This is a genomic window from Delftia sp. WSY_10, from assembly GCF_043104705.1.
GTDB lineage: Bacteria > Pseudomonadota > Gammaproteobacteria > Burkholderiales > Burkholderiaceae_C > Comamonas > Comamonas tsuruhatensis.
The window spans coordinates 211,816-235,187 of sequence record NZ_JBICKY010000035.1; the positions used below are offsets into that span (position 1 = coordinate 211,816).

Here is a 23,372-nt window from a genome sequence, read left to right on the forward strand (position 1 = left end):
GCATGCCGATCCGTGCCGTTGTGCGCTGTCTCTCAGTGCCGGCTGGCGGTCCTGCCGTGCGGGCGGCCCTGCATTTCCATGCAACCCTTTTGCATCAGGCGCAGCAGCAGCTGGGTCCAGCTGGCGTCGGCCCATTTGGTGCTTTCCAGCACCAGGGACCGTGCCGACTGCAGGCCGTCGCCGGGCTGCAACTCCACGCGGAAACTGCCGCGTTCACGCTGGGCCGTGACGGCCACCACGCTGCCCAGCAGGGCGATATCAAGGGAAGGGCGCGGGCCTTGCGGGCCGTCCAGGTCCACGCGCAGCACGCAGCCGGGGCGAAGTTCGTAGGTCCAGCGGTGGTCGGCATGGCCGGCCGCGCCCATGGCGTTCATTTCGGCAAGCCGCTGCTCCTGCGTCATGTCGTAGGGGCTGATGATGGGCGCCTGCTGCTGCGGGTAGCCCTGCACGCCGTCCAGGCAGGCGGCCATGAAGACCACGGCCGCCGCGCATGCCAGCAGTTTCCAGGCGCAGCGCGGGGCCCGTCGTTCAACGCGGTGCATGGGCTGCTCCTGCGTCTTCGTCGCCGGGCACCTGCAGCGACACGTCCACGCGCATGGCCAGCACCTTGTCGATGGCCTTGCCGTCCATGTCCACCACCTCGAAGCGCCAGCCTTCCCATTGCACGGTGTCGGTGACACGCGGCAGCCGGCCCGTGAGCAGCATGACCATGCCGGCCAGCGTGTGGTAGCGGCCGCGCTCCTCCTCGGGCACGGTGGCCAGCTCCAGCCGGTCCTTGAGCTCGGGCACGGGGATGTGGCCGTCCAGCAGCCAGCTGCCGTCCTCGCGCTGCAGCGCCCAGGAGTTGCGCGGATCGCGGGGCTGGAATTCGCCCGTGATGGCTTCCACTAGGTCCTGCAGGGTGACGATGCCCTGGACCTCGCCGTACTCGTCGATCACAAAGGCCATGTGCACGTCGGACAGCCGAAAGCTCTCCAGCAACTCCATGCCGGTGATGGTCTCGGGCACATAGAGCGCGGTCTGCATGGGCTGGTCGGTCAGGCCCTGATCCTTGCCCTGCAGCGCGCGCGACAGCCACTGGCGCGCGTTGAGCACGCCGATGATGGAGTCCATGCCGCCGCGCACCACGGGAAAGCGCGCATGGTCGGACTGCTCGATCACGCGCAGGTTGTCCTCGAATGGCGCATCGGCATCCAGGCAGACCACATCGCTGCGCGGCACCATCAGCGAGCCGATCTGGCGGTCGTCAAGGCGGAACACGTTGCGCACCATGGTGTGCTCGTGCGATTCGATGACGCCGGCCGTCGTGCCTTCGGCCAGCATGGCGTGGATCTCTTCCTCCGTGACGGCGCTGCCGCTGTTTTCCTTGACGCCCAGCAGGCGCAGCAGCGCATGGGTGGATACGGACAGCAGCACCACGAAGGGCTTGGTCAGATGGGCCAGCCAGTTGACTGGGCGTGCGATCAGGCGCGCAAAGGTCTCTGGGTAGGTCTGGCCGATGCGCTTGGGCACCAGCTCGCCGACGACGATGGAGAAATAGGTGATCAGCACCACCACCAGCGCCGTGGCCGTGTAGCCGCCATAGGGCGCGGGCACGCCCATGCGCTGCAGCCACTCGGCCAGGGGAGCGGCCAGCGCGGCCTCGCCGACGATGCCGTTGAGCACGCCGATGGAGGTGATGCCGATCTGGATGGTGGACAGGAAACGCGTGGGGTCGGCCCCCAGTTGGGCGGCTGCGGCGGCGCCGGCGTCCCCCTCGTCTATGAGTTTTTGCAGGCGAGCCTTGCGCGCCGTCACCAGCGCGATCTCGGACATGGCGAAGACGCCATTGAGCAGGATCAGCGCAAAAAGAATGGCAATTTCCATGATGCTTGTTCTGGGAACCGGGAGCCGCCGCTGCGGCAAAAAGGGCCCATGCTGCGCTGGGTCCGGAGAGATTGGAAGCGATAGGCCAGCCCCGCAGACGGGGCATGCCGGACAGGACCCGGCGAACGGCGTGGATGCCGCATGCGCCGACCCGGAGGAGCCAACGGCCCCGGCAGGTCGCAAAGGGGATCAGGCCGCCCGGGGAGGCCGTTCGGGCGGGGCCAGGCTGCGCCACGGTCCTTCGCGAAGGCTGCTGGCGACATGGCGATCGGCCTGCAGCCGGGGGGCATCCACGCCATCGACGGCATGCATGACATCGGGGAGGTCCTGCTGATCGTCCATCAGCGCATGGTCGAAGTCATCGAGCAGGGAGGCCGTGTCCACCAGCGGCGCTGCCGTGCGCTGCACGCTGGCGCAGGCGGCGCCGGCCGGCTCGCAAGCGGCCCCCGGCAGGGCCCGCCATGGCACAAGCCCCAGCGTGGACAAGGCCACGCTGACGACGAAGTGCAGGGAAAAAGCCACGATGAACCATCTGGACATGGTCCGGGGATTTTATCCATGCGCCGCACCCGCGGGCAGGCACCGCGCCTGCCCACCGCTGCCTGCCACTGTCCACGGCTGTTCGCCGTTTCCTACAAGCGGCGCGCCGGCGCCGTGGAAACATGCGCCACGGCCCACTCTCCGCCCTTTGCCATGAAAGCACTCCATACCCTTTTCACCGTCGTGCACGCGCTCATCGCCCTGCTGTTTTCGCTGGCGGCCATCGCCCTGCTGTGGATTGCAGGCCTCAAGGGCTGGAACGCCATGGCGCATGGCGTGGATGGCGATTCGGGCCTGCGCATCGTCGAGGCGCTGGGCATTCTGGCCTCGGGCGTGGTCGCGCTGCAGATCGCCCAGACCATCACCGAAGAGGAGGTCATACGCGAGGCCCATATCAGCGGCCCCACGCGCGTGCGCCGGTTTCTCTCGCGCTTTCTGGTGGTGCTGGTCGTGGCCCTGGCCGTCGAAGCCCTGGTCGCTGCCTTCAAGACGCAGGAAGAGCCGGCCCACCTGCTCTATCCCGCCGCCCTGGTCAGCGCCGTGGGTGTCCTGCTGCTGGGCTGGGGTGCCTTCATCTACCTCAACCGCTCCGCCGAGGAGCTGGAGCCCGAGGCCATGGAACAGGCCAAGGGCGAGGACCACAAGGTGAACAAGGATTGATGGCAGGCAGCGTCCCTTCGGGTTGCCTGCATTCGTGCGAACAGGCCCTAATATGGGTATCAGCCCTTGAAGCAATTCATGGAAGGTGGATGCCGCCCGCCCCGGCCGGCAACGCACAGGAGCCCGCCATGCCCGAATCTCTTGCCCCGACGGCCGCAACGGCCTTGCCCGACGCGCAGCCCTCCTCGCCACGCCAGGAAAAACTGTCCGATGTCAGCGAGACCTTGCGCATTCCACTGGCCGCACGCGCCCTGGGCGAGCGGCTGTTTCCCGGTATGGCCGTCAGTGACGCCCACGCCTTGGACACCCTGACCCAGCTGGGCGACGACGGCAGCCGGTGGCTGCAGGACCGGCAGAGCATCTACGGCGTGCTGGCGCGCACGCACTGCTTTCGCGCGCTGGCGCAGGACTTCTTGCAGCGCCAGCCGCAGGGCCATGTGGTGAACCTGGGCTGCGGCCTCAGCGACTATTTCCAATGGCTGGACAACGGGCAGATGCACATGACGGATGCGGACCTGGGACCCGTGACCGCGCTGCGCAGGCAGCTGCTGCCCCGGCAATCGGAGCGCCAGGAGATCCGCGAATTCGACCTGGCCGATGCCGACTGGTGGCAGCGGCTGGGACTGCCGGCCGACAGGTCCGGGCCTGCGGTGTTCATGATGGCCGAGGGCGTTTCCATGTACCTGCAGCCAGAGCAGATGCAGGCGCTGTGGACCACGTTTGCGCAACGCAGCCCGCCGGGCTCGGAGCTGGTGTTCGACGCCATGTGCTGGCTGGCGGCCGGGCGCGCAAGCCAGCACCCCTCGGTCCGGCTCACCCAGGCCCAGTTTCATTGGGGCCTGCGCCGCGAGGCCGATCTGGCGCAAGCCCATCCCCGCCTGCAGCTGGTGGCCGCGCACCAGGTGATGGAAGGCTACGGCCCGCCCTACTCGCTGGTGGGGCCGGCATTCCGCTGGACCTTTGGCGTGCACTTCTATGCCATCTACCAGCTGAAGTCGGTCGAGACGGCGGCTTAGGCCGATTGCGCAGCCGCAACGAAAGATGCCGGGTCAAGCCGGGCATCTTTGCTTCAAGGAACCAGGATCAGCCTGCGTCGGCCGCGCTGGCGGACAGGACCAGGGCCAGGCCTTGCACCAGGTCTTGCCCGGGCTGCCATTCGCGCACAAAGCGGTTGCGCGGCGGCCGCAGGGCTTCGCGGCCGGCCGAGACGGGCGTGCCCACATACAGCAGGCCGACGAGCCGGTCATGGGGCTCGAATCCCAGGGCCTCGCGCACGCGCGCATCGTGGCTGTTGGCGCCGCTGGCCCAGAAGCCGCCAAAGCCCAGGATGTGCAGGGCGTTGAGCATGTTCATGGCGGCAGCGCCACCAGCCAGCAGTTGCTCGCTCTCTGGCACCTTGTGCTCGGGCTGCAGGTGAACGCCCAGCGCAATGATCAGCGGGGCGGACAAGGCCTTGGCGCGGAATCGCTCGGCGTCGGCCTGCGGGTCGCGCGCCCTGGCGGCCTGCACGAACACCTCGCCCAGCGCATGGCGCGCATCGCCCTGCACCAGCACGAAGCGCCAGGGCCGCAGCTGCCCGTGGTCGGGGGCGCGCAGTGCAGCATCGATGACGGTGTCGATCACGTCTGCGCCCGGCGCCGGGTTCTGCAGCGGCCAGCGCGACTGGCGCGACATCAGCAGGTCCAGGGCGGCGCGCTGCTCGGGGGTCAGGGATCTGTCGTTGGTGCTCATTCGTTGTTCTGCAGCGCAGGCTGTCTTGCCTGCACTGGCTGTGCCGGTGATTCGGGTGGCAGCTGCGAGCACGCGCCGCAATGGCCGTACAGGGCCAGGCGGTGGTCGGCCAGGCGGTAGCCGTGGGCCTGGGCCACCTGGTGCTGCAGTGCCTCGATGTGGTCGTTGCTGAATTCATCCACGCGTCCGCACTGCAGGCAGATCAGGTGGTCATGGTGCGGCCCCTCATTGAGCTCGAACACCGCCTTGCCGCTTTCAAAGGTCTGGCGCAGCAGCAGGCCCGCCGCCTCCAGCTGGGACAGCACGCGGTAGATGGTGGCCAGGCCCACTTCGGCACGCCGCTCGGCCAGCAGGCGGAACACGTCCTCGGCATGCAGGTGGCGCGATGCGCTCTGCCTGAAGATTTCCAGCACCTGCATGCGCGGCAGCGTGGCCTTCAGGCCCACGCTGCGCAGTTCGGGTTCGCCACCCGGGCTCAGGGGCATCTTGCTGCGTGTCATGCGGTCGTGTCTCCGTGGCTCAGCGTCATGGCGGGGTTGTCGCCGCCGTCGGCGCCCCGGTGTATGCGGACGATGCGCAGCGCATCGGGCTGCTCCACCAGCACGCAGGTCTTGCCCGTGCGCTGGCAATGGTCCTGCACGCGCCAGTACTCGCCGTGGCTCAGGCAGCCGGTCTGGCAGATCACCAGGTCGGCCTCGCGCAGGCTGGCCTCGAAGGCCTCGGCGTCCTGTTCGGGCTCCCGCGCATGCGCGCCCGCTGCAGGCACGGCGGGCTGCGCCAGGGGCGCGGCCGATTGGCGCTGCCAGCGTGCGCGCTCGCGCAACAGGTCCTGCACGCGCACCAGCAGCGACTCCACGCGCCGCGCCAGCGTGACGCGGCGCGAGAGGCCGGGAATGGCCTTCTCCAGCGCCTCGCGCTCCTCGCGCGCCCACAGCAGCTGGGTTTCCTTGGCCATCAAGGCCGCGCGCTGGCGGATCACCAGCCTTTGCAGCCTCTCTATTTCCTGGGCTTGAAGGCACAGCAGCTCGCTGCTGCGCAACTGGGCGTGGCCGTAGCCACGCAGCAGCACCTGGTGCTCGTGCGCCAGCTGCTGAATGTCGTCCAAGGTCTGGGTCATGGTTTCCTCGGCAAACCTGAGCATCGCGCGGCGGTCGCGCGAAGGCCTGTGCGCATGGCCCTGTGCGGCACGGGCCTGGCTTGCCGGCAAGGCGGTGTGCTGCGGTGCAAGCCGGATGCGCCGGCAAATCAGTGAGAATGATTCTTATTAAATCATGAAATGCCGGCCGTCAAACCGATGACCGTACGCCGTCTGGTGCAAAGGCCGCACCGGCGCAGATGCGCTTGCAGGGCGGCTGTCAGCGCCCTGTCCCTTGCAGCAACGCAGGCCTGCGCCCGGCCTGCCGTTGCCTGTCCGATCCGCTCAAAGACCCTTGAGCAGCCGGCCGTTGACCTCGGTGCCGTACAGCGAGTACGGGTTGTCGTGGAACTGCTTGCGCGTGTCGGCCACGTTGCCGGTGAAGCGCGGGTCCTGGGGGCGCTCCATGCTGTTGATGTAGGTGGCCACGTCCCAGGCCTCCTGGTCATCCAGCGTGGGGTTGCCGTAGGGCATGTTGCCCTTGATGAAGCTGGCGGCCTTGTCCACTTCGTGCGTGCCCGCGCCCCAGTTGTAGGACTGCTTGCCCCACAGCGGCGGGAACACGGTCACACCGCCTACTTCCTGGCCCTGGCCCTGAGGGCCGTGGCACAGCGCGCACTTGGCCTCGTAGACCTTGGCGCCGCGCTCGAAGCTGGGCTCCTGCGCGGCCTTGCCCACCTTGGTGAAGCCCGCGCCGGGCAGCTTCTCGCCCGTGGGCGCCTTCTGCGCCATCCAGTAGGCATAGGCCTCCAGCGCCACGAGGATGTCGTGGCCGTCGTCGGGGGCCTTGCCGTTCATGCTGTACATGAAGCAGCCGCGCACGCGCTCGGCGAAGGTGTCCACGTGGTTGGTCTTCTTGCGGTAGGCCGGGTACAGCGGGTAGGCACCCCACATGGGTGCGGCGCCCTTGAGCCGGCCTGCGTCCAGGTGGCAGTTCACGCAGTTGAGGGTGTTGCCCGAAAAGCCCACGGCGTTGGCCGGCGTGCGCAGGAAGATGGCCTCGCCACGGCGGATCCACTCGCCCATGGGGGTGTCCGGAATGTCGCGGGCACCGGGCGGCGTGAAGGCTGCGCCGTCGGCAGCCCCCTGAACGGGCTGGGCATCGGGCTTTGCGGGGACAGCAGCGGGTGCGGCGGGTGCGGCGGCCACGTTGACCGGCACGTCGGGCCGGGCAGGACGGCTGACGTACATGCCATAGGCGAGTGTGCCCGCCAGACCGGCGAACAGGCAGGCAACGACGATGTATTCGGCGGTGTTGGAACTGCCGGGGGCGGGATTGCGTGGTGTGTCGGACATGATCGGCTCCCGGTCCATCAGGGTTTGGCCGGCGCGGAGGCCGTGGCTGCGGTGGCTGTGCCCGCGCCATGCAGGCGGGCGTAGTAGGACGCCACCGCCTGGATGTCTTCGGGCGTGAGCTTGCGGGCGATCTTGCCCATCAGGCCCAGGGGGCCGGCCTCGCGCTGGCCCTTGTTCCAGGCGGCGACCTGGCTTTGCATGTAGTCGGCCGTCAGGTGGCCGATGGCGGGGAAGTCCGCTCCCACGCCCACGCCGCCAGGGCCATGGCACTGGGCGCAGGCAGGAATGCCGTCGGCCCAGCGGCCACGCTCGACCAGCCAGGCGCCGTCATCGTCCTTGCCCTTGGGCAGCGGGCCGCGCACGGGCTGGATGGGCAGCGGCAGGCTGGCGTAGTAGGCCGAGACGTCGGCACGGTCCTGGGCCGAAAGGGCCTTGGCCATGGGCGCCATCACGGGCGCCTGCCGGCTGCCGTCGGCCAGGTGCTGCAGCTGGCGCGCCAGATAGCCGGCGTGCTGGCCGGCCAGGGCCGGAAAGCCCGCCATGCCCTCGCCCTTGGCGCCGTGGCAGGTGGCACAGGCCGCCGCGCCCTGGGGCGTGCCCGCCTGGGCGATCTTCTGGCCAGCGGCAGTGTTGCCTTGCACTGCCGCCTGCGCAGCGGAGGTGTCTTGTGCCCAGGCGCCGCCCATCGGCATGCAGATGCCGACAGCAATGGCGATGCACGACCGGGACAGGGTCTGTTTGTTCATGCGGTTCATCGTGGGAAGAGGCTGTTGCCCTGCCATGCGTGGGCGCCGGCAGGTGCGCGGCAGCGGCGGACAGGGTCAGTTCTGGATACCTGCGGCTGCCCCCGCACGGCGCAATGCCTGCGCGGCTGGCCAGCCAGGTCGGCACGATACGCAGCGCAGATTAAGTCGGCGTTAATGCGCCGGCGTCGGTGCGCTCTCGTCAGTGCGTCGGCACCAGTGCGCCGGCGCCCACCGCCAACGGCAGATAAAGGCGTGCGACCAGCCCGCTCGCATCGCCTTCTTCGGGCCGCCACAGGCTGCGCGGCTGCAGCAGCAGGCAGCCGCCTGCGCATTCGGCGATGCGCTGCACGATGGGCAGGCCCAGGCCGCTGCCATGCTCCTGGGGACGCTTGCGCCAGAAGCGGCGCGTGGCCTCTTCGCATTCCTGGGCGCTCAGTCCGGGGCCGTGGTCGGCCACGGTGAACTCCACATAGCCTGTGCCCGGCTGCTGCGTCGTGCCCGGCATGGCGCCAATGGGGCGCACGGCCAGTTCCACGGGATGCTGCGGCGCATGGCGCAGGGCGTTTTCCAGCAGATTGCGCAGGGCCGAGACCAGCAGGGGCTCGGAGATGGCCAGCGGCCAGTCCTGCACGGGCTGGCCGTTGTCCAGCCATGTACGAAGCGCGGGCGCTGGGGTCTGGGCGCTCACGGCATTCACCGCCAGTTGCCAGGCCTTGTCCAGCGCCTGCAGCGCATCGGCAGGCGCATCGCCGCAGGCCAGCGCATTGGCGGCACCCGGTTCATGCTGCTCCAGCCGCGCCAGCAGCAGCAACTGCTCCAGCGTGTGCTGCAGGTGCTCCACGCCCTCGCCCGCCTGGGCCAGCGAATCGCGGGCCATGGAGCCGGGCGGCGCGGCCAGAAGGCCAGCAGGCATGCCGGGCGCCGCCAGCGCCATCTGCGCCACCTGCACATGGGTCTTGATGGCGGTCAGCGGCGTGCGCAGCTCATGGGCCGCGTCGTCGCTCCAGCGGCGCTCGCGGTCGATGGCCGCGCGCACGCGGTGCAGCAGCTGGTTGAGCGTGCCCACCAGCGGCGCCAGCTCGCGCGTCTGCAGGCCCTGGGCCACGGGCGAATCGTCGCCGGGCGGGCGGTGCGCCAGCTCGCGCCGCAGGGCCTCCAGCGGCCTGAGGCCCTGGGTCACGGCCCACCACATCAGCCCCATGCTGGCCAGCAGGGCCAGCACGAAGGGCAGGACGATGGTGTAGGCAAAGCCGTGGATCAGGCCCTCGCGCACATCGATGCGGTCGGCCGTGGCGATGCGCACGCCGTGGTCCTCCAGCACATAGGTGCGCCAGGGCTTGCCCCCCTTGATGATGGTCGAGAAGCCCAGCGGCATGCTCTGCGGGAACACGGGGCTGCCCTCGGTCTTGGCCAGCACCTGCGGCAGGGCCGATTCGGGCCGCACGGGCTGGACCTCGCCGCGCACCAGGCTGACCTCGCAGGCCACGCCGTCGCGCGCGATCACGTTGAGCATGGGGCTCCAGTCCTGCGGCAGCTCCCGGGCAGGCCGGAACTGGTGGACGATGCCTGCCACCATGCGCGCCGAGGCGATCAGCCGGTCATCCAGCACGGTGCGCAGCTCGTTGCGCATGTCCGAGAACATCCAGGCCGCCACCCCGCCCCACAGCGTGCACAGCGCCAGGCACAGACATGCCAGCAGGCGCACGCGCAGGCTGCGCATCATGGGTGCAGGCCCAGGCGGTAGCCCTCGCCGCGCACCGTCTCCACCAGTTCATGGCCCAGCTTGCGGCGCAGGTGGTGCACATGCACGTTGACGGCATTGCTCTCCACGTCCTGGCTGTAGCCGTAGAGGCTGTCGCGCAGTTGCTCGGTACTCAGGATGCGGCCCGGCGACTGCAGCAGCGCGCGCAGCAGCGACCACTCGCGGCGCGACAGCTCCACGGTGCGGCCCTGGCGCTGGATGTGGCCTGCAGCGGGGTTGATGCGCACCTCGCCCAGCTCGATCCAGTCCACGCTGCGGCCGGCCGCGCGGCGCAGCAGCGCATGCAGGCGCGCCGCCAGTTCGTGCAGGTCAAAGGGCTTGACCAGGTAATCGTCGGCGCCGGTCTGCAGGCCTTCGATGCGCTGTGACACGGCATCGCGCGCCGTCAGCACCAGCACGGGCACCTGCAGGCCCTGGCCGCGCCAGCGCGCCAGCAGCGAGAGGCCATCCTCGTCGGGCAGGCCCAGGTCCAGCACGCAGGCATCGAAATGCGAGGAACGGATGGCCGCATCCGCCTGCCCGGCCGAGGCCACGGTATCCACGCCAAAGCCCTGCAGCTGCAGGCCAGCCCGCACGCCGCTGGCCACCAGCGCGTTGTCTTCCACCAAGAGAACATGCATGTTGTTGTCCGCAGGGCCTGGCGCCAGGCCCCGCCGTCTGTATCCAAGTCGGGAACGAAAAGCGACTGAGCATCGCAGATTTGTAGCGAGGTGTGCGCCAGCATGCCGAATCTCGCAGGCACGCGCACAAGAATGCGGCCAGGCGGCCCGCTCAGGGCCGGGCCAGCAGCCCGCCCAGCAGCAGGTCCAGCGCCGCCGCGCCGCGCTCCAGCCGCAGGTCGGCGTCCTCGCCCTCGGCAATCCAGAAAGCCGCTTCGGCCAGGCTGCCGTAGATCAGCGATGCCAGCGCCTGCGGATCGGCCCGGGCCACGATGCCCTGCGCCATGAGGTCCGCAATCAGTGCCTGCATGGACGCAATGCAGTGGCGCTGCGATTGCGGCAGCGCTCCGCCCAAAGCCGCGCGCGCATCGCGCAGCACGATGCGCTGGATTTCAGGCTCCAGCGCCATTTCCAGGTAGGCCCGGCAGCGGCTGCGAAAGCCCTGCCAGGGATCCCGGGCATGGGCGGTGATGGCCTTCAGGCGTTCATCCACCTCGGCATCGATCTGCTCGACCACGGCCGCCAGCAGGCCCTGCTTGTCGCCGAAATGGTGGTACAGCGCGCCCCGCGTCAGGCCCACCTGCGCGGTGAGATCGTCCATGGAGGCATCGGCGTAGCCCTGCTCTCCAAAGGCCTTGCGGGCCGTCGCCAGCAGCGTGGCGCGGGTTTCTTCCATCTCGGCGCGGGTGCGGCGGACCATGGCCAATCTCCTTACATACGGCGTGCATGATTATTTACATACGATGCGTATGTATATAGGATTCTATTCATACGCAGCGTATGTATTTTCTCTGTCCCGCGACGGCGGTGCAACACCCCCCCACCTGTTTGAAGGGATCTGGACCATGAATTCGTCTTCCTCCACGCGGCCCGAACCCGCCGCGCGCCGCCCGTGGCTGGCCGTGTCCGCCGTGGGCCTGGCCACCTTTTCCGTGGTGACCACGGAAATGCTGCCGGTCGGCCTGCTCACATCCATTGCTGGCAGCCTGGGCACCTCCATGGGCAGGGCCGGCCTGATGATCTCGCTGCCGGCGCTGCTGGCCGCGCTGTTCGCGCCGCTGGTGGTGATGGCGGCGGGCGGCATGGACCGGCGCCGCATCCTGTGCGGACTGCTGGCCCTGCTCGTGCTGGCCAACCTGGCCTCGGCGCTGGCGCCGTCGCTGATCTGGCTGCTGGCCGCGCGCGTCCTGGTGGGCTTTTGCATGGGCGGCATCTGGGCAATCGCGGGCGGGCTGGCGGCACGGCTGGTACCCCAGGCGTCGATGGGCCTGGCAACCTCCATCATCTTTGGCGGCGTGGCGGCGGCCTCGGTACTGGGCGTGCCGCTGGGCGCGCTGATCGGCGATTTCGCGGGATGGCGCTGGGCATTCGGTGGCATGGCAGGCTTCAGCGCACTGGTGCTGGCGCTGCACATGGCCGTTCTCCCCGCCCTGCCTGCCACAGGCTCGGCCAGCCTGCGCCAATTCAGTCATCAGCTGGCCAACCGCAGGCTGCAGGCCGGGCTGGCACTGACGCTGCTGCTGGTGGCCGGGCATTTCATGTCCTTCACCTTCGTGCGCCCGCTGCTGCTGACGGTGTCGGGGTTCGATGCGCAATGGATGAGCGCGCTGCTGCTGGCTTACGGCATCGCGGGCATTGCGGGCAACTTCCTGGCGGGCATCATCGCGGCGCGCCGCACGGTGCCGAGTCTGGCGGCGATCGCCATGGGCCTGCTGCTGGCGCCTGTGCTGTTCCTGTCCGTGGGCGACTCGCCAACCGGTGGTGGCGCCGTGCTGCTGGTCTGGGGCCTGGCCTACGGCGGCGTATCGGTGGGCCTGATGACCTGGATGATGCAGGCTGCGCCACGCGCCGTGGAAATTGCCACGGCGCTGTACGTTGGCGTCTTCAACATCGGTATTGCGCTGGGCTCATGGGCAGGCGGCCAACTGGTCGATGGCTGGGGGCTGCACGCCACGCTCTGGCTGTCTGGCGGCTTGGCCGCTGCGGCCTTGCTGATGTCTGCGGCCATGGGATTGGCTGGGCGAAATGGACCGGTCGCAGCCTGATGGCCATGAGGCCGTTAACCCCCCGTTAATTCCCCGCTGCCAGCATCCACGGCCTGTCAGCCCGCATGGCTGAAACTCCCTTCCATGCACCTCCGGTCATCCCCTCTTCTTTCGTCCTTCCTGCCCTTGCTTGCCGGCCTGCTGATGGCGCCTTCGCCTGTTCTTGCCGGAGCGGCAGAGCCTGGCGGGCCGTCAGCGCTATCGGCGCTGGGCGCCTGGCTGCACCTGCCCGCCAGCCTGGCGCTGGGGCCGCTGGTCCTGCCGATGGGCGTGGTGGTGGCCATGCTGGCCTGGCTGCTGGCGCAGTGGCTGGCGCGCAGGAATGAAAGGCGCACGGGCCAGGCCGTGGATGCGCTGCTGTGGCAAAGCACCCTGGCCGGCCTGCTGGCGGCGCGCCTGGCCTATGTCGCGCAGTGGTGGACCGAGGTCGCGCCTGCCCCCTGGGATTGGAGCGGGATGCCGGCCTTCGCAGGCCGCATCATCGATATCCGCGACGGGGGATGGAACCTGTGGGCCGGCCTGCTGGCCGCGCTGCTGTACATGCTGTGGCGCAGCCGCCGCTCCCCGGTGCTGCGCCGCGCCACAGGGCTGGCGCTGGGCGCGGGGGCGGCCCTGCTGGTGCTGGGCAGCCTGCTGCAGGCGCTGCCGTCCGCAGATGCACCGGCCCTGCCGGCCTTCACCCTGGTCAACGGGCAGGCGCAGCCGGTCTCGCTGCAGCAGTTGCAGCAGGCCGATGGCAAGCCCATGGTGATCAACCTCTGGGCCACCTGGTGCCCGCCCTGCCGGCGCGAGATGCCGGTGCTGGCCCAGGCCCAGCAGCAGCGGCCCGATGTGCGTTTCATCTGGATCAACCAGGGCGAGACGGCAGAGGCCGTGATGGGCTATTTGCGGCGCGAGCAGGCGACGGCCCCGCTGCCGCTGGCCCAGGTGCTGTTCGACCCGCAGCAGCAGGCCGGCCGGCACTGGCGCCAGCGGGGCCTGCCTTCCACCTATTTCTATGGCGCCGACGGCCGGCTGTGCGGCATGCGCATGGGCGAGCTGTCGCGCGCCAGCCTGGCCCAGCATCTGAAGGAATGTTCATGAGCGCTTCCCCCCTGTTCCCCCTGCCTGCACTGGCAGGAGCCCTGGCCCTATCGGTAGCCTTGGCCCTGCCGGCTGCGGCGTCCGAGCTGCCATCGGAGGATTTCCTGGCCCAGCAGGGACTGACCCTGGTGGGACCGCTGCCGGCCGTGGGCGGACTCAAGGCCTGGGCCGCCTACCGCGACCGCCAGCCCGTGCCCATCTACCGCATGCCTGACGGCAAGCACTGGGTGCTGGGCACGGTGATCGACGCCCAGGGCCGCGACGTGAACGCCCAGGCCCTGCAGGCCGCCGTGCAAAAGCCCATGGGCGAGCAACTGTGGAGCGATGTGCAGCGCGCCCAGTCCATACCGGATGGCCGCGCCGACGCGCCGCGCACGGTCTATGTGTTCACCGACCCCAACTGCCCCTATTGCAACCAGCTGTGGAACGATGCCCGGCCCTGGGTGGAGAGCGGCCAGGTGCAGTTGCGCCACATTCTGGTGGGCATCCTCAAGCCCAGCAGCGAGGGCAAGGCCGCCGCCATGCTGACCGCGCGCCAGCCAGAGCAGGCCCTGGCCGAGCACGCACGTGCCTATGCCAAGGCCGGCCGCGCCAGCGCAGAAGGCGCGGGCGCCACGCCGCTGGCCCCGGTGCCGCAGGCCACGCGGCAGGTGCTGGCCAGCCATGCCTCGCTGATGTCCACCTGGGGCCTGCGTGCCACGCCGGCCCTGGTCTGGAAGGATGACAAGGGGCTGGTGCAGGTACGCACCGGCCTGCCACCGGGCCTGCTGGAAGAGGTCATGGGGCCGCGTGGCAGGAAATGATGAGGACGACCATGAGCACAAGCCGTTGTCCCGCCGATTCCACCGCCTCCAGCGACTGGAGCGACCTGTTCCCTACCCGGCCGGATGCGCCGCCGCTGCGCATCGTGCTGCATGCGCCCACGCCCGGCGCCCTGGCCCGTGCACGCAGCAATCTGGCCAACCTGCGCCAGGACCGTCCCGGTGCCGAAGTCCGCATCGTCATCAACGGCCCGGCCGTCGAGGCACTGCTGGATGCCGCGCCGGGCACGCCGCAGCATCTGGATGCAGAGGCCCTGGCCCATGCGCTGGTCTGCCCGAACACGCTCAGGAAGCTGGGCCGCGAGGCGCCTGCCGGCATGCGCGTGCTGCCGCAGGGCGGCATCGAGTCACTGGCCCTGCTGCAGCAGTCGGCCTGGTGCTACGTGCGCTGCTGAGCGGCCTGCGCCAGCGAGGCCAGGCAGCGCGCCTGCCATTGGTATTCAGGCTCGAAGGACTCGCGGTCCGTGACGGCGCCGTGGCCGCCCTCGCCATAGACCATGGCATAGGCCGCATAGTCGGCCGCCTGCAGCGCCCGGCCCGCCAGCCCATGGGCCGTGGCATAGGTGGCGGACACGGCGGCATGGCCGCAGCCGTCGAGGGAGCGTGATCCCTGGTGGTGGTTGGCCAGGCTGGCGGCCTCGCGGGCCAGGCGGTCCAGCTCCTGCCGGTCGATCTGGCCGTCCAGGTAGCGGCGAAGGCCTTGTGCGCAGCGGATGACGTCCGGGTCTTCCAGCAGGTGCGCGATGCGGTCCACGCAGGCCTGTGTGAATTGCAGCCTCAGGTGCTCGCCGGCTTCGGCGGCAAGGTCCAGTTCCGAAGCAAGGCTGTTCAGGGCATGGTTCATGGAGAACTCCTTGGCAGTGGCGACACAAGCAGCGTAGACCGGGGCCGCGCACGGAAACAAGAGGGTGATTTCCGATACGCGCCCCGCATTCCCGAGGAATGCAGTCACCCTGTTAACCCCGTCTTAATCCCTGCGCCACACGCTATGGAGTGCCTTGGGCGCCTGTCCATGGCAGGCAGTTGGTGGCGCTTTGCAAGCCCATTGCTTGACTCATATCAAGCCGCCAAGGCCCTGAATTTCATATATTAAATTCAATATAAAAAGCATATTTTTAATGCTTTATTGAGTTTGAGCGACCACCCTCCCGTGGCCGCAGGACGATGAAAGACAGGCCATGCCAAAAACATCCCGCGCCGGCAGCGGCTGCAACGACTGCAGCTGCAAGCCCTCCACCCAGGACATCCCCGCCCCTACCCTCTCCCATGCGCAGCCCGCCGCCGGCAAGCGCGGCTTCCTGCAGGACCTGCTGGCCGCTGCCATGGCGGCCGTGGCCCTGCCCGTGGCGGCGGCCGCGCCCGGCACCCCGGGTTTCCAGCCGCCGCGCCGTCCCGGCGAGGCCGGCAGGCGCTACGGCATGCTGGTGGACCTGCGCCGCTGCATAGGCTGCCAGGCCTGCACGGTGAGCTGCTCCATGGAGAACCTGCCGCCGCTGGGCCAGTTCCGCACCACGGTGCTGCAGTACGAGGTGCAGCACGCGGGCAACGAGGACCTGCCGCCGGCCATGCTCAACCTGCCGCGCCTGTGCAACCACTGCGACAACCCGCCCTGCGTGCCGGTCTGCCCGGTGCAGGCCACCTTCCAGCGCAGCGACGGCATCGTGCTGGTGGACAACGAGCGCTGCGTGGGCTGCGGCTACTGCGTGCAGGCCTGCCCCTATGACGCGCGCTTCATCAACCACGAGACGCAGACCGCCGACAAGTGCACCTTCTGCGAGCACCGCCTGGAAGCCGGCCTGCTGCCGGCCTGCGTGGAAAGCTGCGTGGGCGGCGCCCGCGTGATCGGCGACCTCAACGACGAGGGCAGCGAGATCCGCCAGCGCATGCGCGAGCACGCCAAGGACCTCAAGGTGCTCAAGCCCGCCATGGGCACGGACCCGCATGTGTACTACCTGGGATTGCCCGACGCCTTCGTCGACGGCGTGGACGGGCAGGCCAGCGTGCGGCTGGTCACTTCCCACTGAACGCAAGGAGCACCCCATGCACATCGTCGAACTCCTGACCCCCGCCTACGAATCGGCCTGGCTGCCCTGGGCCGTGCAGTACTTCTTCCTGGCCGGCATTGCCACGGGCGCCGCCCTGCTGGCCGCCGCCTGCGCCTGGGCGCCGCGCGCCAGCGCCATGGCGCGCCTGCTGCCGGCCGCCGTGCTGGTGCTGGCCGTCAGCGCCATCGCCGCGCCCGTGTCGCTGCTGGCCGACCTGCACCAGCCTGCGCGCTTCTGGCATTTCTATGCGCACTTCACGCCGTGGTCGTGGATGTCGGTGGGCGCCCTGCTGCTGCCGGCCTTCGTGGGACTGGCGCTGGCCTTCGTGCTGGCCTGGTGGCTGGGCCGGCCGCGGTGGCTGCGCTGGCTGGCGCCGCTGCTGGCCGTGTCGGCGCTGACCATCACCGCCTATACCGGCGCCGAGCTGATGGCCGTGCGCTCGCGCCCGCTTTGGAACACGCTGTGGGTGCCGCTGAACCTGGCGCTCACGGGCTGGCTGGCCACGGTGGGCTGCATGTTGGTGACGGCGCGCTTTCTGCCCGCCCGCCACCGCCCCGATGCCGGCGCCCTGCAGGCCCTGCGCATGCTGGGCCTGGCGCTGGCGCTGTGCCTGCTGGTCATGGTGGCGGTCTGGGCCGTTGCCGGCTGGCTGGGCCAGGGCCGCTCCTTCCAGGCGGCGCTGCAGCTGTGGCAGCAGTTTCCGGTCTGGCGCCTGAGCATGCTGGGCTCGGCCGTGGCCGGTGCCGCCCTGCTGTGGGCCCTGGTCCGGGGTGGGCAGCGCATGGCCTGCCCGCGCTACACGCTGGCCCTGGGGCTGGGCCTGGCCGCCGCGGCCTGGGCCTTCCGCTGGGCGCTGTTCATGGGCGTGCAAGGCGTGCCCAAGTACGGCGCGGGCCTGTACATCTACCACATGCCGCTGGGCGGCGACGGCCTGCTGGGCATGCTGGGCGTGGCCGGCCTGTGCATTGCACTGGTGACGCTGGCCACCTGGGCGCTGGAGCTGTTTCCCGCGCGCTCGGCCGCGGCCCGCGCCCTCTGACACCGCCGCCCTGACGACCCCTCACCCATTCACGGAGCGCGGCCCGCCACCGGCCAGCCGCGCCACAGAAAGCCTTTCATGACCGACAAGAAGAAACTCCCCCAAGCCCCCGAAGATTCCCTGGATGCCGAGGCCACACGCCGCCGCCTGCTGCTGCGCGGCGGACTCACCGCCGGTGGGCTGGCCGCCTTTGCGGCCGGCTATGGCGAGACGCTGGCACGTGGCGCCAAAGGCCTGGTGACAGGCAGCTCGGGCACGCCCACAGCCAGCGCCACGCGCGGCAATTCGCTGACGCCGGAGTTCCGCATCGACCCGGCCACGGGCGCGCTCGCCACCCAGCCCGGCCAGGTGGTCAGCCCGTCCAGCTGCCTGGGCTGCTGGACGCAGTGCGGCGTGCGCGTGCGTGTCGATACCGCCAGCAACCGCATCCTGCGCGTGGCAGGCAACCCCTACCACCCGCTGGCCACCACGCGCCCGGCCGCCATGGAAGAACCCGTGCGCGAGGTCTACGCCAAACTGGGCAAGGAGCTGGGCCTGGAGGGCCGGGCCACGTCCTGCGCGCGCGGCTCGTCCATGCTGGAGCACCAGAGTGCACCGCACCGCGTGCTCACCCCGCTCAAGCGCGTGGGCCCGCGCGGCAGCGGCCGCTGGCAGAGCATTTCCTTCGAGCAGCTGGTGCAGGAAGTCTGCGAGGGCGGCAATCTGTTCGGCGAAGGCCAGGTCGATGGCCTGCGTGCCATCTGGGACACAAAGACGCCGCTGGACGTCGACAACCCCGAGTTCGGCCCGCGCTCCAACCAGTTGCTGGTAACCGACGCCTCCAACGAAGGCCGCGCCCAGCTGCTGCGCCGCTTTGCGGGGCCGTCCTTCGGCACCGTGAACGTCAGCAACCACGGCGCCTACTGCGGCCAGAGTTTTCGCGTGGGTGCGGCAGCGGCCCTGGGCGACCTGCCCGGCATGCCGCACGGCAAGCCGGACTGGAGCCATGCCAGCTTCGGCCTGTTCATCGGCGCGGCGCCCGCACAGTCCGGCAACCCCTTCCAGCGCCAGGGCCGCGAACTGGCCGAGGCCCGCTCGCGCGAGGACAACCGGTTCCGCTACGTGGTGGTCTCGCCCGTGCTGCCCACCTCGTCCAGCCTGGCTGCGGGCAGCGGCAACCGCTGGCTGGCCGTCAAGCCGGCCAGCGACCTGGCCCTGGCCATGGCGCTGATCCGCGTCATCCTGGACGAGGCGCGCCATGACACGGGCTTTCTCGCCCAGCCCGGCCCGGCCGCCATGCAGGCGGCGGGCGAGGCGTCCTGGAGCAATGCCACGCACCTGCTGGTCAACGAGCCCGGCCACCCGCGCCATGGCAGCTTTCTGCGCGGCGCCGACCTGGGCTGGGCCCTGCCCGCGCCAGCCGAAGACGGCAAGCCGGCCCAGGATGTGTTCGTGGTGCAGCGTGCCGATGGCAGCCTGGCGCCGCACACCCAGGCCGAGCCTGCACAGCTGATGGTGCGCACCCGCGTGGCCGTGCCCGGCCTGAAGGCCGAAGGCGCGGACCAGGCCCCCGAGCTGTCGGTCTGCTCCTCGCTGGCCAAGCTGCATGAGCAGGCCAGCCTCAAGACACTGGACGAATACGCGGCGCTGTGCGGCGTGGCGCGCGGCGAGATCGAGGCGCTGGCGCGCGAGTTCACCAGCCATGGCAAGCGCGCCGTGGCCGATGCGCATGGCGGCACCATGAGCGGCGCGGGCTTCTACACCGCCTACGCCATCAGCATGCTCAACACCCTGGTGGGCAACCTCAACGTGCAGGGCGGCCTGGTGCTGGATGCCGGCCCGTTCGGCCCCTTCGGCCCGGGCCCGCGCTACGACTTCGCCAACTTCGACGGCAAGGTCAAGCCGCGCGGCCTGGCGCTGTCACGCCACCGCCAGCCCTACGAGAAAAGCGCGGAATTCCAGCGCAAGCGCGAGGGCCAGCCCGAGGGCGCGAAGGACTACCCCGCCGCCCAGGCCCCGTGGTACCCGGCCGTGGGCGGCCTGTCCAGCGAGATGCTGGCCAGCGCGCTGGCCGGCTACCCCTACCGCGCCAAGGCCTGGATCAACCACATGAGCAACCCCGTCTACGGCATTGCGGGCTTTCGCAATGCGCTGGTGGACGATCTCAAGGACCCGAAGAAGCTGCCGCTGATCGTCTCCATCGACCCCTTCATCAACGAGACCAGCGCGCTGGCCGATTTCATCGTGCCCGATACCGTGACCTACGAGAGCTGGGGCATCTCGGCGCCCTGGGCCGACGTGGTGGCCAAAAGCTCCACCGTGCGCTGGCCCGTGGTGCAGCCTGCCGTGGCGCGCACGGCCGGCGGCCAGCCCGTGAACGTGGAGAGCTTTCTCTTCGCCGTGGCAGAACGGCTGGGCCTGCCCGGCTTTGGCGAGGCCGCCATCAAGGACGCCCAGGGCCAGCCCCATGCGCTGCGCTCGGCCGAGGACTTCTTCATCCATGCCCTGGCCAACGTGGCCTGGGCAGGCGGCAAGCCCGTGCCGGCGGCCAGCGATGACGACATCGCCATCACCGGCGTGGACAGGCTGGTGCCCGCGCTGCGCCAGCGCCTGAAGGACGATGAATGGCGCCAGGTGGCCATGCTGCTGACGCGCGGCGGGCGCTTCGACCGCATCGAGGACGCCTGGAAGGACGGCCACACCCGCAAGGCCCACGCGCCTGCCCTGCAGGTCTGGAGCGAGGAGCTGGCCCGCATGCGCCACGCCATGACGGGCGAGCGCTACAGCGGCTGCCCCACCTGGTATCCGGCGCGGCTGGCCGACGGCAGCGCCATGCGCACGCATTTCGGCGAGCAGCAATGGCCGCTGCTGCTGACCTCTTACAAGTCCAACCTGATGAGTTCCATGTCGATTGCCGTCTCGCGGCTGCGCCAGGTGCATCCGCACAACCCGGTGTCCCTGCACCGCGATGACGCCGAGCGGCTGGGCATCGCCAACGGCGACACGGTGCGCATCCGCACGCCGGGCGGCGCGGTGACGGCCGTGGCCATGGTGCGCGACGGCGTGATGCCGGGCACCGTGGCCATCGAGCACGGCTACGGCCACCGCGAGCTGGGCGCAGGCCGCCACAGCATCGACGGCCAGCCCATGCCGGTGAACGCAGAGCATGCCAATGGCGTGAACCTCAACGACCTGGGCTTTGCCGATCCCACGCGGCCCGGCTGCAAAAACGTGTGGGTGGACTGGGTGTCGGGCGCCGCGGTGCGCCAGGGCCTGCCTGCGCGCATCGAGAAGGTCTGATCAGCGGGCGGGGCTGGCGACAGGTGCAGCGACAGGTGCAGCGACTGGTGCAGCGTCGGCCTGCCAGCCGCCGCCCAGCGCCTGGTACAGCGCAATGGCGTTTTCCAGCTGGCTCTGGCGCAGGCGTATGACTTCCTGCTGGGCCTGGTAGAGATTGCGCTGGGCGTCCAGCTCTTCCAGGTAGCTGGCGTAGCCGGCCTCGTAGCGGTCCTTGGCAAAGCCCAGGGAGCGCTGCAGCACCGCCTCGCGCTCGCTGGCGTGCTGCCACTGCGACTGCAGGCGCCGGGTGCCGACCAGGGCGTTTTCCACATCGGCCAGGGCCTTGATCACCACGCCCCGATAGGCATAGGCGGCCTGGTCGCGCTGGGCGGTCACGGCGTCGAACTGGCCCTGCAGCCGCCCGCCCGTGAACAGCGGCGCCAGCACGCTGCCGCCCAGGGCCCAGACCGTGGCCGGGTGGTATTGCAGGGCATTGACCAGCAGGCTGCCGGCGCTGGCCGTCAGCGAGACCTGGGGCAGGAAGGCGGTGCGCTGCACGGCCAGGCTTTCGTCGGCGGCCGCCAGCTGCAGCTGCGCCCGTGCAATGTCGGGGCGGCGCTGCAGCAAGGCCGAAGGCAGGCCGGCGGCCGGCGCAGGCGGCGGTGCGCCCAGCGCAGCGGACTGGCCGTCGGTTGTTGCCATGAGCGCGGCGGCCTGCTCGTCACCCTCGCCGCCGGCCAGCAGCAGGAGCGCCGTGCGCTGGCGCGCCAGCGACAGCTCCAGCTGCTCCACGGCCTGCTGCACGCCCTGCAGCTCGGCCTGGGCCTGGGTGAGCTGTAGCTGCGAGGTGTAGCCGACGCGCGCCTGCTCGTCGGCCAGGCGCAGGGCCTGTTCGCGCGAGCGGGCCGTGGCCTGGGCCACTTGCAGCTGCGATTGCAGCGAGCGCAGGCCCACATAGGCCTGGGCCGTGGTGGCGGCCACGGCCAGGGCCACGGCGTCGCGGTCGGCCTCGCTGGCCTGCAGGCGCAGGGCAGCGGCCTTTTCCAGGTGGGCGATGCGGCCCCACAGATCAGGCTCCCAGCTGGCCTGCAGGCCGGGCTGAACCGAGCGCGTGTGCGCCAGGCCCCGCGCGCCCAGGCTGCGGCCCGTGGAGGCGCCGGCCGTGGCCGAGAGCTGGGGCAGGCCCGCAGCGCCTGCCACATCCAGGTTGGCCCGCGCCTCATCCACGCGCGACAGGGCCAGCAGCACATCGTTGTTGCGGGACTGGGCCAGTTCCACCCAGCGCGTGAGCAGCGGATCGCCAAAGGCCTGCCACCACGATGCCTGGACGGCGGCGGCAGGCTCCTGCCCTGCCCCGCTCCACTGGGCGGGCATGGCGGGCCGGGCCGCTTCAGGCGCGGTGCTCAGCGGCGGCATGCTGCAGCCGGCCAGCGCGGCGGCGCAGGCGATGGCCATGGCCAGTGCGCGGGCGGTCATGGGCGGGCCTCCGGTTGGGGTGCGGGCTGCCGTGCGGGTTGCTGTGCGGCTTGCCGTGCGGGTTGGGGCTCAGGCTGCGCCGTATCCAGCCGCACCACCACCGACATGCCCGCGCGCAGCCGCGCGGCCAGCTCCTGGTCGGGATCGATTGCAATCTTGACCGGCAGGCGCTGCACGACCTTGGTGAAGTTGCCCGTGGCGTTGTCGGCCTTGAGCACGCTGAATTCCGAGCCTGTGGCCGGCGCGATCTCCAGCACGCGGCCCGTGAGGTGGGCGCCGCCCAGCGCATCGACGCTGAAGCGCACAGCCTGGCCTATGCGCACCTGGGCGGTCTGGGTCTCCTTGAAGTTGGCCACCACCCACAGCGTGTGCGGCACCACGTACATGAGCTGGGAGCCGGCCGTGACGTACTGGCCCCGGCGCACGCCGACCTCGCTGACCTGGCCATCGCCTGGCGCGTGCACCACGGTGTTGTCCAGGTTGATCTGGGCCTGGCGCAACTGCGCCTCGGCCATCTGGACCTGGGCTTCGAGCGAGGCGCGGTTCACCGTCGTCGCCTTGATCTTCTGGGCGTTGATCTCGATGTCGGCCTGGGCCTTGGCCACGTTGGTGGCCGCCAGGCGCGCGGTGGCACGCACCTTGTCGCGCTCGTTGAGCGAGACGGAGCCGCGCTCGGACAGCGCCTGCACGCGCTGCAGCTCGGCTGCGGCGCGGTCGGATTCGGCCTGCGCCGCCGCCAGGCCGGCGCGGCTGGCCCCCAGCGTGGCGCGGTTCTGCGCCTGGGTCTGGTCGGCATTGGCCAGCTGTGCGCGGGCATTGGCCAGCTGGGCCTGGGCCTGGGCCTGGGCGGCTTCGTAGGTGCGGGCGTCAATGCGCACCAGGGGCTGGCCGGCCTTGACGTTCTCGTAGTCCTGCACCAGCACCTCGGTCACATAGCCGCTGACCTGGGGCGCGAGCACGGTGACGGCGCCGCGCACATAGGCGTTGTCGGTGCTGACCACGGTGCCCGCGAAGGGGAACAGGTTCCAGGCACGCAGCACCAGCAGCACGCCGGCCAGGGCGACCACCAGCATCACCAGCACGCTGCGCAGCGAGGGCTTGATGAGCTTGGGCGATGGCGAGGGCGAAGGCGAAGGCGCCGCAGCGGGAGCCGGCGCAGGCGAGGCAGAGGCGGCCGTGCCGCCATTGGAATTTTCGGAGTCACTCATGT

At 70.1% G+C, this 23,372-nt stretch carries 23 protein-coding genes; 9 read left to right on the forward strand and 14 right to left on the reverse strand.

Features of this window, described 5'->3' with window-relative positions; genetic code table 11:
• Positions 1 to 32: 32 nt before the first annotated feature.
• The 3 genes from ACF8ML_RS16715 to ACF8ML_RS16725 form a co-directional block, all read right to left on the reverse strand.
• The gene (locus tag ACF8ML_RS16715) at positions 33 to 542 is read right to left on the reverse strand and encodes a hypothetical protein (protein WP_047327407.1); all 510 of its coding nucleotides are present in this window, start codon (positions 540 to 542) and stop codon (positions 33 to 35) included.
• A complete protein-coding gene (locus ACF8ML_RS16720) occupies positions 529 to 1,866 on the reverse strand; it encodes a hemolysin family protein (protein ID WP_017403868.1) in 1,338 nt (445 codons plus the stop codon). The genes ACF8ML_RS16715 and ACF8ML_RS16720 overlap by 14 nt, the downstream gene beginning before the upstream one ends.
• Positions 1,867 to 2,055: 189 nt before the next feature.
• Positions 2,056 to 2,406 carry a hypothetical protein gene (locus ACF8ML_RS16725; protein ID WP_272206743.1) on the reverse strand — a complete coding sequence of 117 codons (351 nt, stop codon included), beginning with the start codon at positions 2,404 to 2,406 and terminating at the stop codon, positions 2,056 to 2,058.
• Between the two features lie 153 nt (positions 2,407 to 2,559).
• On the opposite strand from ACF8ML_RS16725, the gene ACF8ML_RS16730 reads away from it, so the two are divergent.
• Together ACF8ML_RS16730 and ACF8ML_RS16735 are read left to right on the forward strand one after the other, a co-directional pair.
• Positions 2,560 to 3,066, forward strand: coding sequence for a hypothetical protein (locus tag ACF8ML_RS16730; RefSeq protein ID WP_392407448.1), 507 nt, complete (start codon positions 2,560 to 2,562; stop codon positions 3,064 to 3,066).
• 128 nt (positions 3,067 to 3,194) lie between these two features.
• Positions 3,195 to 4,082, forward strand: coding sequence for a class I SAM-dependent methyltransferase (locus ACF8ML_RS16735; RefSeq protein ID WP_016446222.1), 888 nt, complete (start codon positions 3,195 to 3,197; stop codon positions 4,080 to 4,082).
• Positions 4,083 to 4,149: 67 nt separating this feature from the next.
• Here ACF8ML_RS16735 and ACF8ML_RS16740 read toward each other — a convergent pair whose 3' ends face one another.
• The 8 genes from ACF8ML_RS16740 to ACF8ML_RS16775 form a co-directional block, all read right to left on the reverse strand.
• Entirely contained in the window at positions 4,150 to 4,797 is a 648-nt protein-coding gene (locus ACF8ML_RS16740; protein WP_392407449.1) for a nitroreductase, read from the reverse strand.
• Positions 4,794 to 5,297, reverse strand: coding sequence for a ferric iron uptake transcriptional regulator (fur, locus tag ACF8ML_RS16745; protein WP_392407450.1), 504 nt, complete (start codon positions 5,295 to 5,297; stop codon positions 4,794 to 4,796). The genes ACF8ML_RS16740 and fur overlap by 4 nt, the downstream gene beginning before the upstream one ends.
• Positions 5,294 to 5,914 carry a DUF2325 domain-containing protein gene (locus tag ACF8ML_RS16750; protein WP_016446225.1) on the reverse strand — a complete coding sequence of 207 codons (621 nt, stop codon included), beginning with the start codon at positions 5,912 to 5,914 and terminating at the stop codon, positions 5,294 to 5,296. Before ACF8ML_RS16750 ends, fur begins: the two co-directional genes overlap by 4 nt.
• Positions 5,915 to 6,217: 303 nt before the next feature.
• Complete coding sequence (locus tag ACF8ML_RS16755; protein ID WP_026061998.1) at positions 6,218 to 7,228, reverse strand: c-type cytochrome; 1,011 nt, start codon at positions 7,226 to 7,228, stop codon at positions 6,218 to 6,220.
• Positions 7,229 to 7,245: 17 nt separating this feature from the next.
• The gene (locus ACF8ML_RS16760; RefSeq protein ID WP_392407452.1) at positions 7,246 to 7,983 is read right to left on the reverse strand and encodes a c-type cytochrome; all 738 of its coding nucleotides are present in this window, start codon (positions 7,981 to 7,983) and stop codon (positions 7,246 to 7,248) included.
• Positions 7,984 to 8,173: 190 nt separating this feature from the next.
• The gene (locus ACF8ML_RS16765) at positions 8,174 to 9,697 is read right to left on the reverse strand and encodes an ATP-binding protein (RefSeq protein WP_392407453.1); all 1,524 of its coding nucleotides are present in this window, start codon (positions 9,695 to 9,697) and stop codon (positions 8,174 to 8,176) included.
• The gene (locus tag ACF8ML_RS16770; protein ID WP_012206042.1) at positions 9,694 to 10,356 is read right to left on the reverse strand and encodes a response regulator transcription factor; all 663 of its coding nucleotides are present in this window, start codon (positions 10,354 to 10,356) and stop codon (positions 9,694 to 9,696) included. Before ACF8ML_RS16770 ends, ACF8ML_RS16765 begins: the two co-directional genes overlap by 4 nt.
• A 151-nt stretch (positions 10,357 to 10,507) precedes the next feature.
• The gene (locus ACF8ML_RS16775) at positions 10,508 to 11,095 is read right to left on the reverse strand and encodes a TetR/AcrR family transcriptional regulator (protein WP_016446229.1); all 588 of its coding nucleotides are present in this window, start codon (positions 11,093 to 11,095) and stop codon (positions 10,508 to 10,510) included.
• 145 nt (positions 11,096 to 11,240) lie between these two features.
• Between ACF8ML_RS16775 and ACF8ML_RS16780 the strand changes: the two genes are divergently transcribed.
• The 4 genes from ACF8ML_RS16780 to ACF8ML_RS16795 all read left to right on the forward strand — a co-directional run bounded on the left by ACF8ML_RS16780 (position 11,241) and on the right by ACF8ML_RS16795 (position 14,739).
• Entirely contained in the window at positions 11,241 to 12,440 is a 1,200-nt protein-coding gene (locus tag ACF8ML_RS16780; protein WP_392407454.1) for an MFS transporter, read from the forward strand.
• Positions 12,441 to 12,524: 84 nt separating this feature from the next.
• Complete coding sequence (locus ACF8ML_RS16785) at positions 12,525 to 13,523, forward strand: TlpA family protein disulfide reductase (protein WP_392407455.1); 999 nt, start codon at positions 12,525 to 12,527, stop codon at positions 13,521 to 13,523.
• Positions 13,520 to 14,326: a thiol:disulfide interchange protein DsbG gene (gene dsbG / locus ACF8ML_RS16790; RefSeq protein ID WP_392407456.1), complete on the forward strand. Its 807-nt coding sequence runs from the start codon at positions 13,520 to 13,522 to the stop codon at positions 14,324 to 14,326. Before ACF8ML_RS16785 ends, dsbG begins: the two co-directional genes overlap by 4 nt.
• A gap of 11 nt (positions 14,327 to 14,337) precedes the next feature.
• Positions 14,338 to 14,739, forward strand: coding sequence for a hypothetical protein (locus ACF8ML_RS16795; protein ID WP_212645353.1), 402 nt, complete (start codon positions 14,338 to 14,340; stop codon positions 14,737 to 14,739).
• Here ACF8ML_RS16795 and ACF8ML_RS16800 read toward each other — a convergent pair.
• Positions 14,724 to 15,188: a hypothetical protein gene (locus tag ACF8ML_RS16800; RefSeq protein ID WP_012206046.1), complete on the reverse strand. Its 465-nt coding sequence runs from the start codon at positions 15,186 to 15,188 to the stop codon at positions 14,724 to 14,726. The two genes, ACF8ML_RS16795 and ACF8ML_RS16800, sit on opposite strands and share 16 nt — an antisense overlap.
• Before the next feature lie 334 nt (positions 15,189 to 15,522).
• Here ACF8ML_RS16800 and dsrO point away from each other — a divergent pair, with 334 nt between their 5' ends.
• The 3 genes from dsrO to ACF8ML_RS16815 all read left to right on the forward strand — a co-directional run bounded on the left by dsrO (position 15,523) and on the right by ACF8ML_RS16815 (position 20,707).
• The gene (gene dsrO / locus ACF8ML_RS16805) at positions 15,523 to 16,368 is read left to right on the forward strand and encodes a sulfate reduction electron transfer complex DsrMKJOP subunit DsrO (protein ID WP_016446234.1); all 846 of its coding nucleotides are present in this window, start codon (positions 15,523 to 15,525) and stop codon (positions 16,366 to 16,368) included.
• Positions 16,369 to 16,384: 16 nt separating this feature from the next.
• Entirely contained in the window at positions 16,385 to 17,428 is a 1,044-nt protein-coding gene (gene nrfD, locus ACF8ML_RS16810; protein ID WP_392407457.1) for an NrfD/PsrC family molybdoenzyme membrane anchor subunit, read from the forward strand.
• 78 nt (positions 17,429 to 17,506) lie between these two features.
• Positions 17,507 to 20,707, forward strand: coding sequence for a tetrathionate reductase subunit A (locus ACF8ML_RS16815; RefSeq protein ID WP_392407458.1), 3,201 nt, complete (start codon positions 17,507 to 17,509; stop codon positions 20,705 to 20,707).
• On the opposite strand, the gene ACF8ML_RS16820 is transcribed toward ACF8ML_RS16815, so the two are convergent.
• Both ACF8ML_RS16820 and ACF8ML_RS16825 read right to left on the reverse strand, forming a co-directional pair.
• Positions 20,708 to 22,162 (reverse strand): efflux transporter outer membrane subunit, encoded by a 1,455-nt coding sequence (locus tag ACF8ML_RS16820; RefSeq protein WP_392407460.1) that lies wholly within the window; start codon positions 22,160 to 22,162, stop codon positions 20,708 to 20,710.
• The gene (locus ACF8ML_RS16825; RefSeq protein WP_392407461.1) at positions 22,159 to 23,370 is read right to left on the reverse strand and encodes an efflux RND transporter periplasmic adaptor subunit; all 1,212 of its coding nucleotides are present in this window, start codon (positions 23,368 to 23,370) and stop codon (positions 22,159 to 22,161) included. Before ACF8ML_RS16825 ends, ACF8ML_RS16820 begins: the two co-directional genes overlap by 4 nt.
• Between the last annotated feature and the right edge of the window lie 2 nt (positions 23,371 to 23,372).

What these genes read in the sequence shown, in the direction of transcription:
- ACF8ML_RS16815 (WP_392407458.1), top strand. Translation starts at nt 17,507, where the DNA reads ATGACCGACAAGAAGAAACTCCCCCAAGCCCCCGAAGATTCCCTGGAT.
- ACF8ML_RS16800 (WP_012206046.1), bottom strand. Translation starts at nt 15,188, where the DNA reads ATGAACCATGCCCTGAACAGCCTTGCTTCGGAACTGGACCTTGCCGCC.
- ACF8ML_RS16765 (WP_392407453.1), bottom strand. Translation starts at nt 9,697, where the DNA reads ATGATGCGCAGCCTGCGCGTGCGCCTGCTGGCATGTCTGTGCCTGGCG.
- ACF8ML_RS16795 (WP_212645353.1), top strand. Translation starts at nt 14,338, where the DNA reads ATGAGCACAAGCCGTTGTCCCGCCGATTCCACCGCCTCCAGCGACTGG.
- fur (WP_392407450.1), bottom strand. Translation starts at nt 5,297, where the DNA reads ATGACACGCAGCAAGATGCCCCTGAGCCCGGGTGGCGAACCCGAACTG.
- ACF8ML_RS16825 (WP_392407461.1), bottom strand. Translation starts at nt 23,370, where the DNA reads ATGAGTGACTCCGAAAATTCCAATGGCGGCACGGCCGCCTCTGCCTCG.
- ACF8ML_RS16770 (WP_012206042.1), bottom strand. Translation starts at nt 10,356, where the DNA reads ATGCATGTTCTCTTGGTGGAAGACAACGCGCTGGTGGCCAGCGGCGTG.
- ACF8ML_RS16735 (WP_016446222.1), top strand. Translation starts at nt 3,195, where the DNA reads ATGCCCGAATCTCTTGCCCCGACGGCCGCAACGGCCTTGCCCGACGCG.
- ACF8ML_RS16755 (WP_026061998.1), bottom strand. Translation starts at nt 7,228, where the DNA reads ATGTCCGACACACCACGCAATCCCGCCCCCGGCAGTTCCAACACCGCC.
- ACF8ML_RS16785 (WP_392407455.1), top strand. Translation starts at nt 12,525, where the DNA reads ATGCACCTCCGGTCATCCCCTCTTCTTTCGTCCTTCCTGCCCTTGCTT.
- ACF8ML_RS16720 (WP_017403868.1), bottom strand. Translation starts at nt 1,866, where the DNA reads ATGGAAATTGCCATTCTTTTTGCGCTGATCCTGCTCAATGGCGTCTTC.
- dsrO (WP_016446234.1), top strand. Translation starts at nt 15,523, where the DNA reads ATGCCAAAAACATCCCGCGCCGGCAGCGGCTGCAACGACTGCAGCTGC.
- ACF8ML_RS16760 (WP_392407452.1), bottom strand. Translation starts at nt 7,983, where the DNA reads ATGAACCGCATGAACAAACAGACCCTGTCCCGGTCGTGCATCGCCATT.
- ACF8ML_RS16730 (WP_392407448.1), top strand. Translation starts at nt 2,560, where the DNA reads ATGAAAGCACTCCATACCCTTTTCACCGTCGTGCACGCGCTCATCGCC.
- ACF8ML_RS16820 (WP_392407460.1), bottom strand. Translation starts at nt 22,162, where the DNA reads ATGACCGCCCGCGCACTGGCCATGGCCATCGCCTGCGCCGCCGCGCTG.
- ACF8ML_RS16725 (WP_272206743.1), bottom strand. Translation starts at nt 2,406, where the DNA reads ATGTCCAGATGGTTCATCGTGGCTTTTTCCCTGCACTTCGTCGTCAGC.
- ACF8ML_RS16715 (WP_047327407.1), bottom strand. Translation starts at nt 542, where the DNA reads ATGCACCGCGTTGAACGACGGGCCCCGCGCTGCGCCTGGAAACTGCTG.
- ACF8ML_RS16740 (WP_392407449.1), bottom strand. Translation starts at nt 4,797, where the DNA reads ATGAGCACCAACGACAGATCCCTGACCCCCGAGCAGCGCGCCGCCCTG.
- ACF8ML_RS16780 (WP_392407454.1), top strand. Translation starts at nt 11,241, where the DNA reads ATGAATTCGTCTTCCTCCACGCGGCCCGAACCCGCCGCGCGCCGCCCG.
- ACF8ML_RS16775 (WP_016446229.1), bottom strand. Translation starts at nt 11,095, where the DNA reads ATGGTCCGCCGCACCCGCGCCGAGATGGAAGAAACCCGCGCCACGCTG.
- ACF8ML_RS16750 (WP_016446225.1), bottom strand. Translation starts at nt 5,914, where the DNA reads ATGACCCAGACCTTGGACGACATTCAGCAGCTGGCGCACGAGCACCAG.
- dsbG (WP_392407456.1), top strand. Translation starts at nt 13,520, where the DNA reads ATGAGCGCTTCCCCCCTGTTCCCCCTGCCTGCACTGGCAGGAGCCCTG.
- nrfD (WP_392407457.1), top strand. Translation starts at nt 16,385, where the DNA reads ATGCACATCGTCGAACTCCTGACCCCCGCCTACGAATCGGCCTGGCTG.